This window comes from Rhizobium leguminosarum bv. viciae USDA 2370 (assembly GCF_002008365.1).
In the GTDB taxonomy this organism is placed as follows: Bacteria; Pseudomonadota; Alphaproteobacteria; order Rhizobiales; family Rhizobiaceae; genus Rhizobium; species Rhizobium leguminosarum.
In genome coordinates, this window is the sequence record NZ_MRDL01000047.1 from 56,295 (window position 1) to 70,437 (window position 14,143).

A 14,143-nucleotide genomic window follows, 5' to 3' on the forward strand; every position below is an offset into this window, starting at 1 on the left:
CCGCCCTTTCGGTTAGGGCGAACCTACCATATCTTCACGCGCATTTCGCCAGCGGCGGCTTGCCCTCTGCCTGAAAGCCGGCCGGCATCCCAAGCGGCAGATCGGCGATTTCGCGCATCGACATGCGCTCGACCTCGGGATGCCGCAGCGGATCATCCTTCCAAGCTGGGGCAATTTCCGCGCTTGCCACCTGCCGAACAGGGGTGAAGAAAAACTTCAACAAAGACATGGCATGCCTCGCTTTCTCAGTAGCGCAGAAGGATGATCAATGGCGGCTGGCGCCTGCTGAGCCATCCCATCCGCTCGCGTCCTGCGTTCGAATGGATTGCCTGTGCTTGCAATGTCGGCCTCAACAGGTAGATTTTCAATTGAGATTAATGCGGCGCCGCTATAGAAAAACTATATGAAGAACTTGAATATGGTCCATCTCAACGGCTTGCGCGCGCTGGAGGCCGTCGGTCGTCTCGGCTCGCTCCAGGCCGCCGCCGACGAACTCGGCGTCTCGGTTGGCGCCGTCAGCCAGCAGGTGATCAAGGCAGAAGCCCAGCTTGGTCAGGTGATCTTCGAGCGCACCGCCAGGGGCATGATCGCCACCGAAGCCGGCCGGCCGGTGCTTCTGGCGCTCGGCGAGGGGTTCGCCCGTCTTTCGGCGGCGGTGTCGATCGCCAGCCGCAAGGACGATACCATCCTGACCATCTCGGTGGCGCCGGTTTTCGCCGCCCGCTGGCTGGTCTGCCGGCTGGATCGCTTCGCCGAGCGCCATCCCGACATCAAGCTGCGGCTGGATGCAACCACCAATCTCGTCAATCCGGCCCTCTGCGACGTCGATATCGGTATCCGCGTCGGCACCGGCAAATGGCCGGACGTGAAGGCAGAGCTGCTGTTGGAGCAGGAGGTCTTTCCCGTCTGTTCGCCCGAGATGGCGGCAAAATTGAAAGAGCCTGCCGATATTCTCGAACTGCCTGCCATCATCGATGGCCATGCCATGTTCACCTGGGAGGTCTGGATGCGCGAGGTCGGACTATCAGGTGCTACGCTTTCGACCCGTCACGTCTTCAACGACGCCTCGCTCTGCCTCGATGCGGCGATTGCAGGGCAGGGCGTCATGCTGGCCTGGCAGACCCTTGCCGCCTTTGCGCTCGCCGAAGGCCGGCTCGCCGCCCCCTTCGGCATTCGCGCGCCGACCGGCTTCGGCCACTACTTCGTCACCGCCGAAGGCACGCGCGAGCCAAAGAAGGTCAAGGATTTCAAGGCCTGGATCCGTGAGGAAATGGCCGGCACGCTCACACTTTTCCAGTAGTCCTCAAATTTCGATCGGCTCCTTGCCGCGGGTCGCCTGCATGGCCTTGTAAGCTGGGCGGGACTGGCAGCGCTCGATCCAGGCTTTGATATTCGGATGCGCCTGGAAAAGCGCCTCTTCGCTCTGGGCGTAGCGCAGCACCTCGGCGATGTTGAGATCGGCAACGGTGAAACGGTCGCCGACGATCCATTGCCGGCCGGCGAGGTGGCCTTCGAGAACCGCCAGCGGCCTGCGCAGCGAGCGGCAGGCAACCGCGATCGTCTGTTGGCCACCTTCGCTGTTTTCAAGCCCGTTATCATAGGTGAGTACGATCTTCACCGTGTGCGGTTCGACCTCCGCAGCCGCCCAGATCGTCCACATCGTCAGCAATCCGTCTTCTTCGACGGTTTGGCCGGAAAGCGGTCCGCCATGTTTACGGGCGAGGTAAAGATTGATCGCCAGCGACTCGTGCATGACGAGGTCGCCATCCCGAATGCTGGGGATCTGGGCCATCGGGTTGACGGCAATGAATTCAGGCGAATGCGTGTTGAGTGGCGCATCCTGAGATAGCGGATCTGCGAGCCGCCTTGCCTGCAGCACCGGCACCGAGCGGAATTCGAGCCCGAGTTCCTCCGCCATCCAGTAGACGCGTGAGGCGCGCGATCGATAGACTCCGTAGATTGTCAGCATGTCCATATCCCCTCGATGTGTCCGAGAGACCGTAAATGCCGGATCGGCGTGGGAAAAGTCCTTGTGGCTGATGGGATGATGAAAGCTTTTGATGGCCTTCAGGAGATACGGTTTCGCTCCACGGTCAGCTGCGCATAGGGCGAGCCGCCGCCTGCCATCTCGCCGGACACCTTCTTCTCCCACTGGAAGCCTAAAACCGCGCCTTCGGTGATCTCCTGGAAGATGTTGTCGGTGATGACCGCGGTCCCGGCGCCGTCGGCGACCGAGACGGCGCAACCGACCGGGGCCTTGCGCACCACATTGCCTGTCACAACGACGTTGCGCAGATAGGGACCCCAGCCGATCTGCAGCCCCCAGCGCGGCGCGCCCTCGATCACATTGCCTGAAATCAGCGTGTCGGCCTCCGCCGCGATGCCGATGCCGAAACCGACCTCGTGCTGGTAGGGACCTTTCAACGTCAGGTTGCGCACGACATTGCCGGTAACGCTCGCCAGCCGGCCGCCCTCGTCGAAATTGGCGATCGAGATGCCGTTTGCCGCCCCGTCGATCATGTTGGCGGAAACGACGGCGCCTTCGAAGGCGAATTCGACATAGATCGCCGTCTCACCGGAGCGCCGGCACTGGTTGCTACTGATCTGGATATCCGAAGCCGAATTGGCGCGGATCGCCGTAAAGGCGCAGTCGGAGATGTGGTTGTTCGCCACCATCACCCCGTTGGCGCGGAAAATATTGATGCCGTTGCCGTTTTGGCCGGTGCCGCCGTCATTGGCGCGGATGTTGGAAATGCGGTTGCCGGAGACAACCGTGCCGTCCTCCGCCTTCTTCCAGCGATGCACTAGGATGCCGCCATTGCCGCAATCCGAGATCGTATTGCCGGTGACCGAAAGGTTGGTGGAATCCACCGCGTAAAGTCCGGATTGGGCAGCCCCCGAAATGTGACTGCGCTCGATCCTGCCGCCGCAGCGCTCCAGCTGCAGGCCATGTTTGCGGCTGCCGCCGATCTCGCAATTGTCGATCAGCACCTCGTCGACGCCGGTAAATTGCAACAGCCCGCCGGCATCGTCGCCAAGCCAGCGGTTGCCGCCGTCGATGACGAGATTGGAAAGCTCGATCCGCCGCACGTTCTCGGCCGAAAACAGGTGGCCGTCGCCGGTATAGACGATCCGTGAAGCGCCAGGCACGCCAGTGATGCGGGTATTGTCGGGCAAGGTGAGGTTGGAGACCCGGTAGGTGCCGGGCGGCAGGAACACCGGCACGTTCTCGCGCGCCGCCTGTTTGATCATCTGCTCAAGGTTGCGTGTCTTGCGGTCGCCACTTTCGGGAATGGCGCGATATTCCACCGCGTCGATTGCCCCACGCAGGTCGGGCTGAGCGGCCGCCGTCAGCGGCGAGGCGACGGCGCGTGATGCCCCTCCCGCAACGGCCGAGGCCGCGAGGAATAAAAGCATGTCGCGGCGTGAGCGCATCCGGAGATCACTTGTCATAACGCGCCCGTAGCAGGAAACGTGCCAGGCGGGCATGTATTCTTTTGGCACAAGCTTGGCAAAGGCGGGCGAAATTGCCGTCGTGGCGAGCGCGACGGCAGGATATCGCCGCTTATATTGTCGTCTTGTTCACCCTTTCATTTAAGCAAGCCGAAGGAAATGAGGACTACTTTTAAGGGAAATTCTATGATGACGGGTGTGGGATACGGCCTTCGGCCGGCGGGGAGAATGGCGGCATGCACGAACCGAGTGCCAGGCGATGGGAATCAGCCGATGCCCTGACGGCCGAAACGCGGCGCATCGTCGCCGCGACGGAGGCAATGATGGCATCGACCGCCCACCACTTTTCCGAGGGTATCGAGAATCTCCGCCTCAAGGAAATCGTCCACGAGCTTCCGGATTTTCTCTACGTCAAGGATCGTGACAGCCGCTTCGTCTTTGCCAATGCCGTCACCGCCAGCAGCCTTGGCCTGGAGAGCGCTGCGCTGATGACCGGCAAGCGCGATTTCGACCTGTTCGATTTCGAGACGGCGCTCCACCATTTCGATATCGAGCAGCAGATCATGACGACGGGCGAAGCCCGCATCGACATGGAGGAATCCTACGTCCTTCCCGGCAGCAGAAGGCCAATATGCCGGCTGACCTCGAAGATCCCGCTGCGCAACGATCGCGGCGAAATCGTCGGCCTGATCGGTGTTTCCCGTGATATCACCGAACGCAAGCGCCAGGAGGATCTGCATCGCGGCCAGGCGAGCCTGCTCGAAATGATTGCCCGCAACGAGCCGTTGCCGATGATCCTCGAGGCGCTCGTGCTGATGATCGAGGCGCAACTGACCGGGATCGACGGATCGGTACTGCTGCTCGACAGCGAGGGCACCAGGCTCTATCACGGCGCCTCTCCCAATCTGCCCGGCGGCTACAGCCGCCTCATCGATGGTGTCACGATCGGTCCGAAGGTCGGCTCCTGCGGCACCGCCGCGTGGCGCGGTCAGACCGTGATCGTCGAGGACGTGATGAGCGATCCGCTCTGGGAGGATTTTCGCGCGTTGATTGCCCCGTTCGGGTTCCGCTCCTGCTGGTCGACGCCGATCGCCACATCGCAGAACAATGTGCTCGGCACGTTCGCGCTCTATTCCAGGGAAGTCCGCCGTCCCACCGAGCACGAGATGACGCTGGTGGCGCTCGCCACCCATATCGCCGGCATCGCCATCGAGCGCAAGCGTGTCGACGACCGCATTCATTTTATGGCCCATCATGACGATCTCACGGGCCTGCCGAACCGCGCCTTCCTGAAGGAGCGGCTCGCGAGTATCCTCGACCAGGCCCGGCGCAACAACCGCAAGGTGACCGTCGCCTATATCGATCTCGACAACTTCAAGGACATCAATGATGGCCGCGGCCACGCCGCCGGCGACGAGGTGCTGAAGGAGATCGCCGCCCGGATGGCCAATAGCGTCAGGGCGTCAGATATGGTGGTGCGTCTCGGCGGCGACGAATTCCTCGTGGTGCTCGTCCACCAGTCGAGCCACGATGCCGGCATCACGCGCCGTCTTCGCGAGCTGCAGAAGGCGATCAACCGGCCGATCCGCGGCGCGGACGGCGAGATCACCGTCACCTCGAGCATCGGTGTCGCTGCCTTCCCCTTCGATGGCGCAACCTCGGAAGAGCTTCTCGCCAATGCCGACCGCGCCATGTACCGCGCCAAGGAACTCGGCCGCAACACATTGCAACATCACGAGGGCGGCAGCACGCCCCTCGGAATGCCGCTCGGCGAGCACGAGGAACTGCACCTGGCGATCGCCGGCGACCAGCTGTTCCTGCAATACCAGCCGCAGGTCGATGTCGCCACCGGCCGCATCACCGGGCTCGAGGCGCTGGTTCGCTGGAACCATCCGGCCAAGGGCAGGCTGCCGCCGGTCAATTTCATTCCGCTCGCCGAAGAGACCGGCCTGATCGTCCCCCTCGGTCTCTGGGTGCTGAACGAGGCCTGCCGCCAGGCGCGCAACTGGCAGGATATGGGCCTGCCGCCGCTGACGATCGCCGTCAACGTCTCCGCCAAGCAATTCGCCGACCCGGATTTCGCAACCCATGTCACCGAAGCGCTCGAGCGCCACCGCCTGCAGTCGCGCTGGCTGGAGCTGGAGGTCACCGAAAGCGTGGTGATGCACGATGCCGAACGCGCGCTCGCCATGATGGAATCGCTGCGGGCGCTGGGCGTTCGCCTGTCGATCGACGATTTCGGCTCCGGCTATTCCAGCCTCGCGGCGCTGAAGACCTTCCCCTTCGACCGCCTGAAGATGGACCGTTCGTTGGTCGAGGCCCTGCCGGGCGACAAGACCGCCGTCGCCATCGCCTCGGCCGTCATCTCGCTGGCGCAGACGCTGAAGCTCTCGGTTCTCGCCGAGGGTGTCGAAACCGACGCCCAGATGGATTTCCTGCGCCAGGCGCGTTGCGAGGAAGCGCAAGGCTATCGCTTCTCGAAACCCGTCTCCCCGGAGGAGATCCCGGCATTGTTGCGGGCGCGGAGCCTCTAGAGCCTTTCCGGGTTAGATTGAAGCATTCTGCCGGAGCAGGTTTTCGTCAGGATCAAAGGCGATTGGCGACGGGCATACCCCAAGGTACGTCCGAGCCGATCGCCTTTGATCCTGGCGGAAAGATGCCCGGCCCTTCGGGTTGGCTGAAACGGGCCGGCTGATCGACCGGCCGGCTTGGCCGTAGAGCCGGGCTACGACGCGCGCCGGCCGGTCGACCATCCGACTCCGTTTGAGCCAACAGAATGCTTCAATCTAACCCGGAAAGGCTCTATTGCATGTCGCCCAAAAGTGTGCAGCGATTTTGGGAGAACGACATGCACAAAAGGAAACATTGAAAGACGCCGCATCGATCAGGTCGATGCGGCGTCTTTCAAGCTCTATTTCGCAAGCTTGCCGATCGCCTCGATCTCGTTCGTCCATATGCCCGCCGCATAGTTTGGCGGCAGCCGCGCCAGTTGCGCGGGGTCATCGATGCCGGTGGAAAAATCGCTGCCGCGATAGGGACCGAGCACGAAGACCTCGGTCCCGGCATCCGCCATCCGGTTGAGAAAACGGTCCGGCCAGCCCCAGAGCCACGGGGCGATATTGATCGGCACCAGCATCATCGCATGTTTGCATTCGTCCGGCAGCAGGCCGGTCCAGCCATAGCCGACATAGCCGAACAGGCAGCCCTTCAGGCTCTTGCGCGAGGCGGTCTTGATATCGGGTGCCATCCGGCGCAGCACGTCGATCGGCTCGTCACCGCCATAGACGATGATCTCGGCCCGTCTTTCCTGGGAAAGTCCGTTGAGCACGGTGGCGAGCTTTTCGCCCTCGGAAGGATCGCGGCTCTTGACGTTGATGAGGAAGCGCCGATCCGGAAAGGTCGACAGCACCTCGGCAAGGGTCGGCATTATGCCGATGCCCCTGCCGCGAAAGGGAAAGGTCTTGCCGCCATCGGCGGTATAGCCATAGCCGATGTCGAGCCTCTTCATGTCAGCCATCGAATGCTCGCGGGTGACGCCATGCCCGTCGGTGCGGCAGTCGAGCGTCCAGTCGTGAAAGACGGCGAACTGCCCGTCCGTTGTCGGATGTACGTCGATCTCGACAATATCGGCGCCGGCCGCAAAGCCTGCCTGCATCGACGGAAGTGTGTTTTCGAGATAATCGTGTTTCGGCGGCAGCATGCGGCTCGCCGTGCAGGTGTCGTTCTTGAGATCGGTTTCGTCGAAGCGTTGGGCGATGCCGCGATGGGCGAGCAGCACCGGTTTTCCCGGTCGGTGTTCGGCAATCAGGCTGGTATTGTTGAGGTAGATACCCGCCGCGACGACCGCGATTGCCGCCGCACAATAGAAAAACTTCCTGCCCAATGCTGATCCCCCTGGTTGCATCGCAAGGGCTAGAAAGCGATTCTGGTTGTTCTTGGGCTGTTTTCCGGCTTTTCTATGCCATCGGTCTATTCGCCGGACGGGAGCCTCATCGCTATGGAACCACAAGACGACGAGCTCATCCATTTCGAGACGCATGGCGGCGCCCCATTGCCGCCGGCAGCAGTTGAAGGGCATGTCGCGCGCGACGGTGCCCGCATCTGGTATGCGTCCTACGGCGCAGGTCCCCCTGTCATTCTGCTGCATGGCGGCCTTGGTCACAGCGGCAACTGGGGCTATCAGGTCCCGGCACTGTTGCGCCGCGGCCGCCGCGTCGTGCTGATCGACAGCCGTGGCCATGGAAGAAGCACCCGCGATGCCCGTCCCTATAGCTATGAGCTGATGGCCTCTGACGTGCTCGCGGTCATGGACGCGCTGCATCTCGACAAGGCGGCCGTCGTCGGCTGGAGCGACGGCGCCTGCATTGCCCTGATTCTCGCCATGACGGCGCCGTCACGTGTCGAGGGGGTCTTCTTTTTCGCCTGCAACATGGATCCGAGCGGCACGCTGGAATTTGTTCCGAGCCCGGTCATCGACCGATGCTTCAGCCGGCACGCCAAGGACTATGCCGCATTGTCCACCACGCCTGACGATTTTAATCCATTCGTCGAGGCGGTCAGCCTGATGATGCGGACGGAGCCGAATTATCAGGCCGCCGACTTGGGCCTGATCCGGGTGCCGGTCGCAATCGTCCTCGGCGAGCGCGACGAATTCATCAAGCCCGACCATGCCGAATATCTTGCTCGCAGCATTCCGAACGCTGAGATGATCTATCTCACAGGCGTCAGTCATTTCGCGCCGCTGCAGCGGCCGGGTGAGTTTAATGTCGCTGTGGTCAACTTTCTCGACGGGATAGGGTCATGACATCGCAGTCGTTGAGCCGCGCTCCATTCCATAGTCCGTTCTTCCCGCCCTCTGGCCTCGCGTCCATTTCCCGCTATCTCTCGTTTCATGAGACCTGATGCGCTGCTTTATCCCGCCCCGGAGGGGCTCTATTGCCCCGAGGGCGGCTTCTATGTCGATCCGGTGCGGCCGGTCGAGCAGGCGCTCGTCACCCACGGCCATTCGGATCATGCCCGCCCGGGCCATGTGAACGTGCTTGCCACCCGCCAGACGCTCGACATCATGCGTCTGCGTTACGGCGACGGTTTCTGCGCCAGCGAGCAGGCTGCGGTCTTCGGCGAGGAACTGCTGGTGAACGGCGTCAAGGTGAGCTTTCATCCGGCCGGCCATGTGCTCGGCTCCGCCCAGATCGCCATCGAGAAGAACGGCACCCGCATCGTCGTCTCCGGCGACTACAAGCGCCGCCCCGATCCGACCTGCGCCGCCTATGTGCCGGTTGCCTGCGATGTCTTCATCACCGAGGCGACCTTCGGCCTGCCGGTCTTCCATCATCCCGATCCAATGGAGGAGATAGCCAAGCTGCTGGCGTCGCTGCGGCAATTTCCCGAGCGCACCCATCTCGTCGGCGCCTATGCGCTGGGGAAGGCCCAGCGCGTCATCCGGCTGCTGCGCGATGCCGGTTATGCCGAACCGATCTATATCCACGGCGCCATGGAAAGGCTCTGCGACTATTACATCGAGCAGGGCATCGATCTCGGCGAGCTGCTGCCGGCGACGATCGAAAGCCGCGACAAATCAGTCTTCAAGGGTGCGGTCGTCATCGGCCCGTCATCGGCCTTCGCCGACCGCTGGGCCCGGCGCTTCAACGAGCCGCTGCCGGCCTTCGCCTCCGGCTGGATGATGGTGCGCCAGCGCGCCAAACAGCTCGGCGTCGAACTGCCGCTCGTCATCTCCGATCATTGCGACTGGCCGGAGCTGACCGAAACGATCCGGGAATTGCACCCGGCCGAGGTCTGGGTGACGCATGGCCGCGAGGAGGCCTTGGTGCGCTGGTGCCATTTGCAGGGCATCAAGGCGAAACCGCTGCATCTGGTGGGTTATGAGGACGAGGGGGATTGAGGAGATGAGCAATATCCCGCGTCAAAACCCCTCCGAAGTCGGGAGGCGCCCATGAAAGCCTTCGCCGACCTCCTCGACCGCCTGGTGCTCACACCCAGCCGCAACGGCAAACTGAAGCTGCTGACCGACTATTTCCGCGACACGCCCGATCCTGACCGTGGCTATGGCCTTGCCGCCATCGCCGGCACGCTGGAGGTGCGCAACGTCAAGCCCGCCATGTTGCGCGAGCTGGTGCTGGAGCGCATGGACGAGGTGCTGTTCCGCTATTCCTATGATTATGTCGGCGATCTCGCCGAAACCATCTCGCTTGTCTGGGACAATGAGAGGGATTTCGACCGCTCGGCGCTCGCCCAGCCGCGTCTCGGCGAGGTCGTCACCGGCATGAACGCACTCGGCCGCACAGAAGTGCGCAGCTTCGTCCGTGACCTGCTCGACCGGCTGGATTCGTCCGGCCGTTTCGCCTTCATCAAGCTGGCGACCGGCGCCATGCGCATCGGCGTTTCCGCTCGCCTTGCCAAGCAGGCGCTGGCCGATCTCGGCGACAAGGACGTCACCGAGATCGAAACCCTCTGGCACGGTCTGCAGCCGCCCTATGAGACGCTGTTTGAATGGCTGGCGAATGGCGGCGAAAAACCGGTGCTGGCCACACCGGCAATCTTTCACTCCGTCATGCTCGCCAATGCGGTGGAGGAGGGCGATCTCACTGGTCTCGATCCGGCCGACTATGTCGCCGAATGGAAATGGGACGGCATCCGCGTGCAGCTCTCCCGCTCCGGCGACAGGCGCAAGATCTATTCCCGCTCCGGCGACGACATTTCAGGCGCCTTTCCCGATATTCTCGACGCGATCAGTTTTTCCGGCGTCGTCGACGGCGAGCTGCTGGTTGGCGGCACCGCCCGCTCCAACAGCCCGACCCGGACCTTCTCCGACCTGCAGCAGCGCCTGAACCGCAAGACGGTGACGACGAAGATGCTCGGCGACTATCCCGCCTTCATCCGCACCTATGACCTGCTCTTCGACGACGAGGAGGATGTCCGCGGCCGGACCTATATCGATCGCCGCGACCGGTTGACCGAGATCATCGACCGCGCCCCCCATGACCGTTTCGATCTCTCGCCGCTCGTGCCGTTCTCGTCGTGGGAAGAGCTCGACGCTCTCCGCGCCGCGCCGCCCGATCCGGTCATCGAAGGCGTGATGATCAAGCGCCGCGACAGCATCTACCAGGCCGGCCGCATGAAGGGCCCCTGGTTCAAGTGGAAGCGCAACCCCTATAATGTCGATGCGGTGCTGATGTATGCCCAGCGCGGCCATGGAAAGCGCTCCAGCTACTATTCTGATTTCACCTTCGGCGTCTGGGCCGATGACGAGGACGGCGAACAGCTGGTGCCTGTCGGCAAGGCCTATTTCGGCTTCACCGATGCCGAACTCGAGGTGCTCGACAAGTTCGTACGTGACAATACCACTGAGCGCTTCGGCCCGGTGCGCGCCGTGCGCGCCGACAAGGATTTCGGCTTCGTCGTCGAAGTGGCCTTCGAGGGCATCAACCGCTCGACCCGGCACAAATCGGGGGTCGCCATGCGTTTCCCCCGCATCGCTCGCCTTCGCCCCGACAAGCCCTCATACGAGGCCGACCGGCTGCGCACGCTGATCGCCATGATCGACGCCAAGCCGGAATGAGGTTGCATGCCCTGCGCAACAATGACGCAGGGCAATATTTTCAACATCATGTGTATTGGCGGCAACGATCTTCCGGTGCAGATTCTGCGTGCCGGGGAAATGATGGGTGCGTTATGAGCTCGCTTGAACAAAATTCCTTTTTCCGTCAACGCCGTGCCGTTCTGGCGGGTCTTGCCGGTGCACTCATCCTGCCGCGCATGGCAGCCGCGTTTGATGTCCCGGACGAGCCGCGTCTCGCCAAGCACGACTATGCCAAGGTCCGCCACCATTTCCGCACCAAGCTGTTGCAGAAGGGCCCGGCGCCCGACAAATACGAACCGCTGAATGCGCCGGCCGATGCCGACAAGATCTTCTACCGCTCCGGCTACGGCGAGCTGGAACTGGCGGCCTGGGTTTCCAAATATAAGCGCGAGCGCGCCGCCAAACCGGCCGTGCTCTTCCTGCACGGCGGCAATGCCATGGGCATCGGCCACTGGCAGCTGATGAAGCCCTATATGGATGCCGGTTATGTCGTGATGATGCCGTCGCTGCGCGGCGAAAACGGCCAGATGGGCAATTTCTCCGGCTTCTACGACGAGGTCGACGACGTGCTGGCCGCCACCGAGCGCCTGGCGCATCTGCCGGGCGTCGACCCCGAACGGCTGTTCATCGCCGGCCACAGCATCGGCGGCACATTGACCATGCTGACGGCGATGACCACCCACAAGTTCCGCGCCGCCGCGCCGATTTCGGGCAACCCCAACGCCTTCCGCTTTTTCAGCCGCTATCCCCAGGATATCCGCTTCGACGACAGCAATGAGCATGAATTCGAGGTGCGCTCTGCTCTGTGTTACGCCCAGAGCTTCAAATGCCCGGTGCGTGTCGTCCACGGCACCGAGGAGCCGCATTTCAACGACCGCGCCGATCTGCTTGCCCGCCGCGCCCGCGCCGCCGGCATTCATATCGAGACCGAAACCGTCGCCGGCAATCATACCTCGGCGCTGCCGGCCGAGATCGAACAGAGCATCCGTTTCTTCCACGGGGTGGCGGCCTGAGTTTCGCCGCCACCGGCAATTGCGATTAAGTGCCCTGGACGATTGATCCGCGATCCCGCCACCGATGGCGGCGGGCTGGTCGTTTCCTGACCTTGTGCCTTTTCCACCCCAACGCCAGCCTCGCGCCAGCCGCGGATGCCATCGTCCCGGCAGATGTCGTTGTCTGCCGATCGTTGATAAGGGTGGTTCCATGAATTTTCTGCGCCGGGTCTTCCCGATTGCCGGGCTCGTGATTGCGGTTGCGTCGCTGAGCGGGTGCAACATCCTCATTCCCGATGTCGCCGCCGATTCGCCCGCCCGCTTCGTCCAGGAAACCTCGCCGGTCTTCTATCAGCCGCCCGGTGTCGATCCGCGCCGGGTGCGGCCGGTCCCCGATCAGCCGGTGCCGCAGACGCGCGAACTCTACAAGACCCAGTTCCACCAGACCTATGGCCTGCCGGTGACCAATCCCGTGCATATGGCGATGTATGGTGAGCTTCGCGACGCGGATTTCACCCTGCCGGCGATCCCGGTCAGCCGCGTGCAGCCGCAGTTCCTGCGCCAGGAGGTCGATTATCAGACGACTGAGCGTCCCGGCACCGTGGTCGTCGATACCAAGGCGCATTTCCTCTATTTCGTCGAGGGCAACGGCAAGGCGATGCGTTACGGCGTCGGCCTCGGCCGCGACGGTTACGCCTGGTCCGGCCGCGGCGTCATCCAGTGGAAGCAGAAATGGCCGCGCTGGACACCGTCGGTCGAAATGGTCTCGCGCCAGCCTGAGGTTCGCCCGTTCGGGGCGGAGAATGGCGGCATGAATCCGGGGCTGATGAACCCGCTCGGCGCACGCGCCATGTATATCTTCAAGGACGGGCAGGATACGCTCTACCGCGTCCACGGCACGCCCGACTGGCAGTCGATCGGCAAGGCCACCTCGTCGGGCTGCGTGCGCATGCTGAACCAGGACGTCGTCGATCTTTACGACCGCGTGCCTGCCAAGGCCGAGATCGTTGTGATGTAGCGCTGCAACAGCGTGGCCCATTCGTCCGCTCCGGGCGGGACACGTCTGCGTGAAGCTATGGTTTATTTGGCGCAAGCCGATAGATCTTCTTATGTCGTTATCCCAAGATTCCCGCATCAAAGGAAATCAGTCCCGCGTCATGAGCCTCGATAGACACCTTTCCCGCCGCAGCTTTCTTTCCTTTTCGGCATTGACCGCAGCCTCCGCGCTCACCGGCTGCGCCTCCTCAGCCAACACGGTGACATCAGGCGATACGACGATCATCTACCGTTCGCCCATGCGCCTGTTCCAATCGATGGGAACGTCGAGCGTGCCGAGTGGGGCCGAGCTTGCCGTCATGTATGGCCCCGTCGAGGACGGCGGCTTTCTCATTCCAGCCGTTCCCTACGAGCAGATCGATCCGCGCTATTATCGCCAGCTCGTCGTCGATCCCACAGGTCAGCCTCCCGGCACCATCGTCGTCGATACGCCGTCGCGCTTCCTCTATCTCGTCCAGAATGGCGGCATGGCGATGCGTTACGGCGTCGGCATCGGCCGCGAGGGTTTCGCTTGGCAGGGGTCGGGCGTCATCCAGTGGCGTCAGAAATGGCCGCGCTGGAAGCCGCCGAACGAGATGGTCGCCCGCCAGCCCGAACTCGTCAAATATTCGATCGAGAATGGCGGCATGGAGCCGGGCCTGAAAAACCCGCTCGGCGCCCGCGCGCTTTACATCTTCTCGAATGGAGAGGACACGCTTTATCGCTTGCACGGCAATCCCGATTGGCGCTCGATCGGCAAGGCCGTCTCATCGGGCTGCGTGCGGCTGCTGAACCAGGATATCATCGATCTCTACGATCGCGTTCCGACAAAGGCGCCGATCGTCGTCTGGCAGTAATTTTCACCCAGGCGGCCCCAATCCGGTCGCCTGGGATCAATTCCTTTTCCCCGGGCAAGCACCTGCTTTGCCCCGGGCAAGCAGATGCTTTGCCCCCGGGGCAAGAGCTTCATTTTGCGCCCGCAAGAGAATTATTTTCCGAAATACCATTGCTTAATTCGGTAAATATCCTACATGGTGCGTATCGAATTGCTTGCGACCTTTGT

12 protein-coding genes are annotated in these 14,143 nt (G+C 62.6%); 8 read left to right on the plus strand and 4 right to left on the minus strand.

Translation table 11 applies throughout. The features are described from left to right. Positions 1-34: 34 nt before the first annotated feature. On the minus strand, positions 35-229 hold the full coding sequence (locus BS629_RS24240; RefSeq protein ID WP_018241171.1) for a hypothetical protein: 195 nt from the start codon (positions 227-229) through the stop codon (positions 35-37). Positions 230-403: 174 nt separating this feature from the next. On the opposite strand from BS629_RS24240, the gene BS629_RS24245 reads away from it, so the two are divergent. Continuing rightward, positions 404-1,300, plus strand: coding sequence for a LysR substrate-binding domain-containing protein (locus BS629_RS24245; RefSeq protein ID WP_018241173.1), 897 nt, complete (start codon positions 404-406; stop codon positions 1,298-1,300). Between the two features lie 3 nt (positions 1,301-1,303). Here the strand turns inward: BS629_RS24245 and BS629_RS24250 are convergent, their stop codons facing one another. Beyond that, complete coding sequence (locus tag BS629_RS24250; RefSeq protein ID WP_026188316.1) at positions 1,304-1,969, minus strand: glutathione S-transferase family protein; 666 nt, start codon at positions 1,967-1,969, stop codon at positions 1,304-1,306. Between the two features lie 98 nt (positions 1,970-2,067). Continuing rightward, on the minus strand, positions 2,068-3,435 hold the full coding sequence (locus tag BS629_RS24255; protein ID WP_018241175.1) for a TIGR03808 family TAT-translocated repetitive protein: 1,368 nt from the start codon (positions 3,433-3,435) through the stop codon (positions 2,068-2,070). Between the two features lie 254 nt (positions 3,436-3,689). Between BS629_RS24255 and BS629_RS24260 the strand changes: the two genes are divergently transcribed. Continuing rightward, positions 3,690-5,987 carry a sensor domain-containing protein gene (locus tag BS629_RS24260; RefSeq protein WP_018241176.1) on the plus strand — a complete coding sequence of 766 codons (2,298 nt, stop codon included), beginning with the start codon at positions 3,690-3,692 and terminating at the stop codon, positions 5,985-5,987. A gap of 377 nt (positions 5,988-6,364) precedes the next feature. On the opposite strand, the gene BS629_RS24275 is transcribed toward BS629_RS24260, so the two are convergent. Continuing rightward, the gene (locus BS629_RS24275) at positions 6,365-7,336 is read right to left on the minus strand and encodes a glycerophosphodiester phosphodiesterase family protein (protein WP_018241177.1); all 972 of its coding nucleotides are present in this window, start codon (positions 7,334-7,336) and stop codon (positions 6,365-6,367) included. 114 nt (positions 7,337-7,450) lie between these two features. On the opposite strand from BS629_RS24275, the gene BS629_RS24280 reads away from it, so the two are divergent. The 6 genes from BS629_RS24280 to BS629_RS24305 all read left to right on the plus strand — a co-directional run bounded on the left by BS629_RS24280 (position 7,451) and on the right by BS629_RS24305 (position 13,937). Further along, complete coding sequence (locus tag BS629_RS24280; RefSeq protein ID WP_018241178.1) at positions 7,451-8,257, plus strand: alpha/beta fold hydrolase; 807 nt, start codon at positions 7,451-7,453, stop codon at positions 8,255-8,257. Positions 8,258-8,344: 87 nt separating this feature from the next. After that, positions 8,345-9,355 (plus strand): ligase-associated DNA damage response exonuclease, encoded by a 1,011-nt coding sequence (locus BS629_RS24285; protein WP_018241179.1) that lies wholly within the window; start codon positions 8,345-8,347, stop codon positions 9,353-9,355. Positions 9,356-9,406: 51 nt separating this feature from the next. Then, positions 9,407-11,032 carry a cisplatin damage response ATP-dependent DNA ligase gene (locus tag BS629_RS24290; RefSeq protein ID WP_018241180.1) on the plus strand — a complete coding sequence of 542 codons (1,626 nt, stop codon included), beginning with the start codon at positions 9,407-9,409 and terminating at the stop codon, positions 11,030-11,032. A 113-nt stretch (positions 11,033-11,145) separates the two neighbouring features. Then, a complete protein-coding gene (locus BS629_RS24295; protein ID WP_018449444.1) occupies positions 11,146-12,066 on the plus strand; it encodes an alpha/beta hydrolase family protein in 921 nt (306 codons plus the stop codon). A 190-nt stretch (positions 12,067-12,256) separates the two neighbouring features. Beyond that, on the plus strand, positions 12,257-13,063 hold the full coding sequence (locus BS629_RS24300) for a L,D-transpeptidase (protein ID WP_018241182.1): 807 nt from the start codon (positions 12,257-12,259) through the stop codon (positions 13,061-13,063). A 139-nt stretch (positions 13,064-13,202) separates the two neighbouring features. Then, positions 13,203-13,937 carry a L,D-transpeptidase family protein gene (locus tag BS629_RS24305; RefSeq protein ID WP_018241183.1) on the plus strand — a complete coding sequence of 245 codons (735 nt, stop codon included), beginning with the start codon at positions 13,203-13,205 and terminating at the stop codon, positions 13,935-13,937. Positions 13,938-14,143: the final 206 nt, after the last annotated feature.

Bases quoted from the DNA above. Each gene is read 5' to 3' on its own strand.
- BS629_RS24240 (WP_018241171.1), bottom strand. From the start codon at position 229: ATGTCTTTGTTGAAGTTTTTCTTCACCCCTGTTCGGCAGGTGGCAAGC.
- BS629_RS24245 (WP_018241173.1), top strand. From the start codon at position 404: ATGAAGAACTTGAATATGGTCCATCTCAACGGCTTGCGCGCGCTGGAG.
- BS629_RS24250 (WP_026188316.1), bottom strand. From the start codon at position 1,969: ATGCTGACAATCTACGGAGTCTATCGATCGCGCGCCTCACGCGTCTAC.
- BS629_RS24255 (WP_018241175.1), bottom strand. From the start codon at position 3,435: ATGCGCTCACGCCGCGACATGCTTTTATTCCTCGCGGCCTCGGCCGTT.
- BS629_RS24260 (WP_018241176.1), top strand. From the start codon at position 3,690: ATGCACGAACCGAGTGCCAGGCGATGGGAATCAGCCGATGCCCTGACG.
- BS629_RS24280 (WP_018241178.1), top strand. From the start codon at position 7,451: ATGGAACCACAAGACGACGAGCTCATCCATTTCGAGACGCATGGCGGC.
- BS629_RS24285 (WP_018241179.1), top strand. From the start codon at position 8,345: ATGAGACCTGATGCGCTGCTTTATCCCGCCCCGGAGGGGCTCTATTGC.
- BS629_RS24290 (WP_018241180.1), top strand. From the start codon at position 9,407: ATGAAAGCCTTCGCCGACCTCCTCGACCGCCTGGTGCTCACACCCAGC.
- BS629_RS24295 (WP_018449444.1), top strand. From the start codon at position 11,146: ATGAGCTCGCTTGAACAAAATTCCTTTTTCCGTCAACGCCGTGCCGTT.
- BS629_RS24300 (WP_018241182.1), top strand. From the start codon at position 12,257: ATGAATTTTCTGCGCCGGGTCTTCCCGATTGCCGGGCTCGTGATTGCG.
- BS629_RS24305 (WP_018241183.1), top strand. From the start codon at position 13,203: ATGAGCCTCGATAGACACCTTTCCCGCCGCAGCTTTCTTTCCTTTTCG.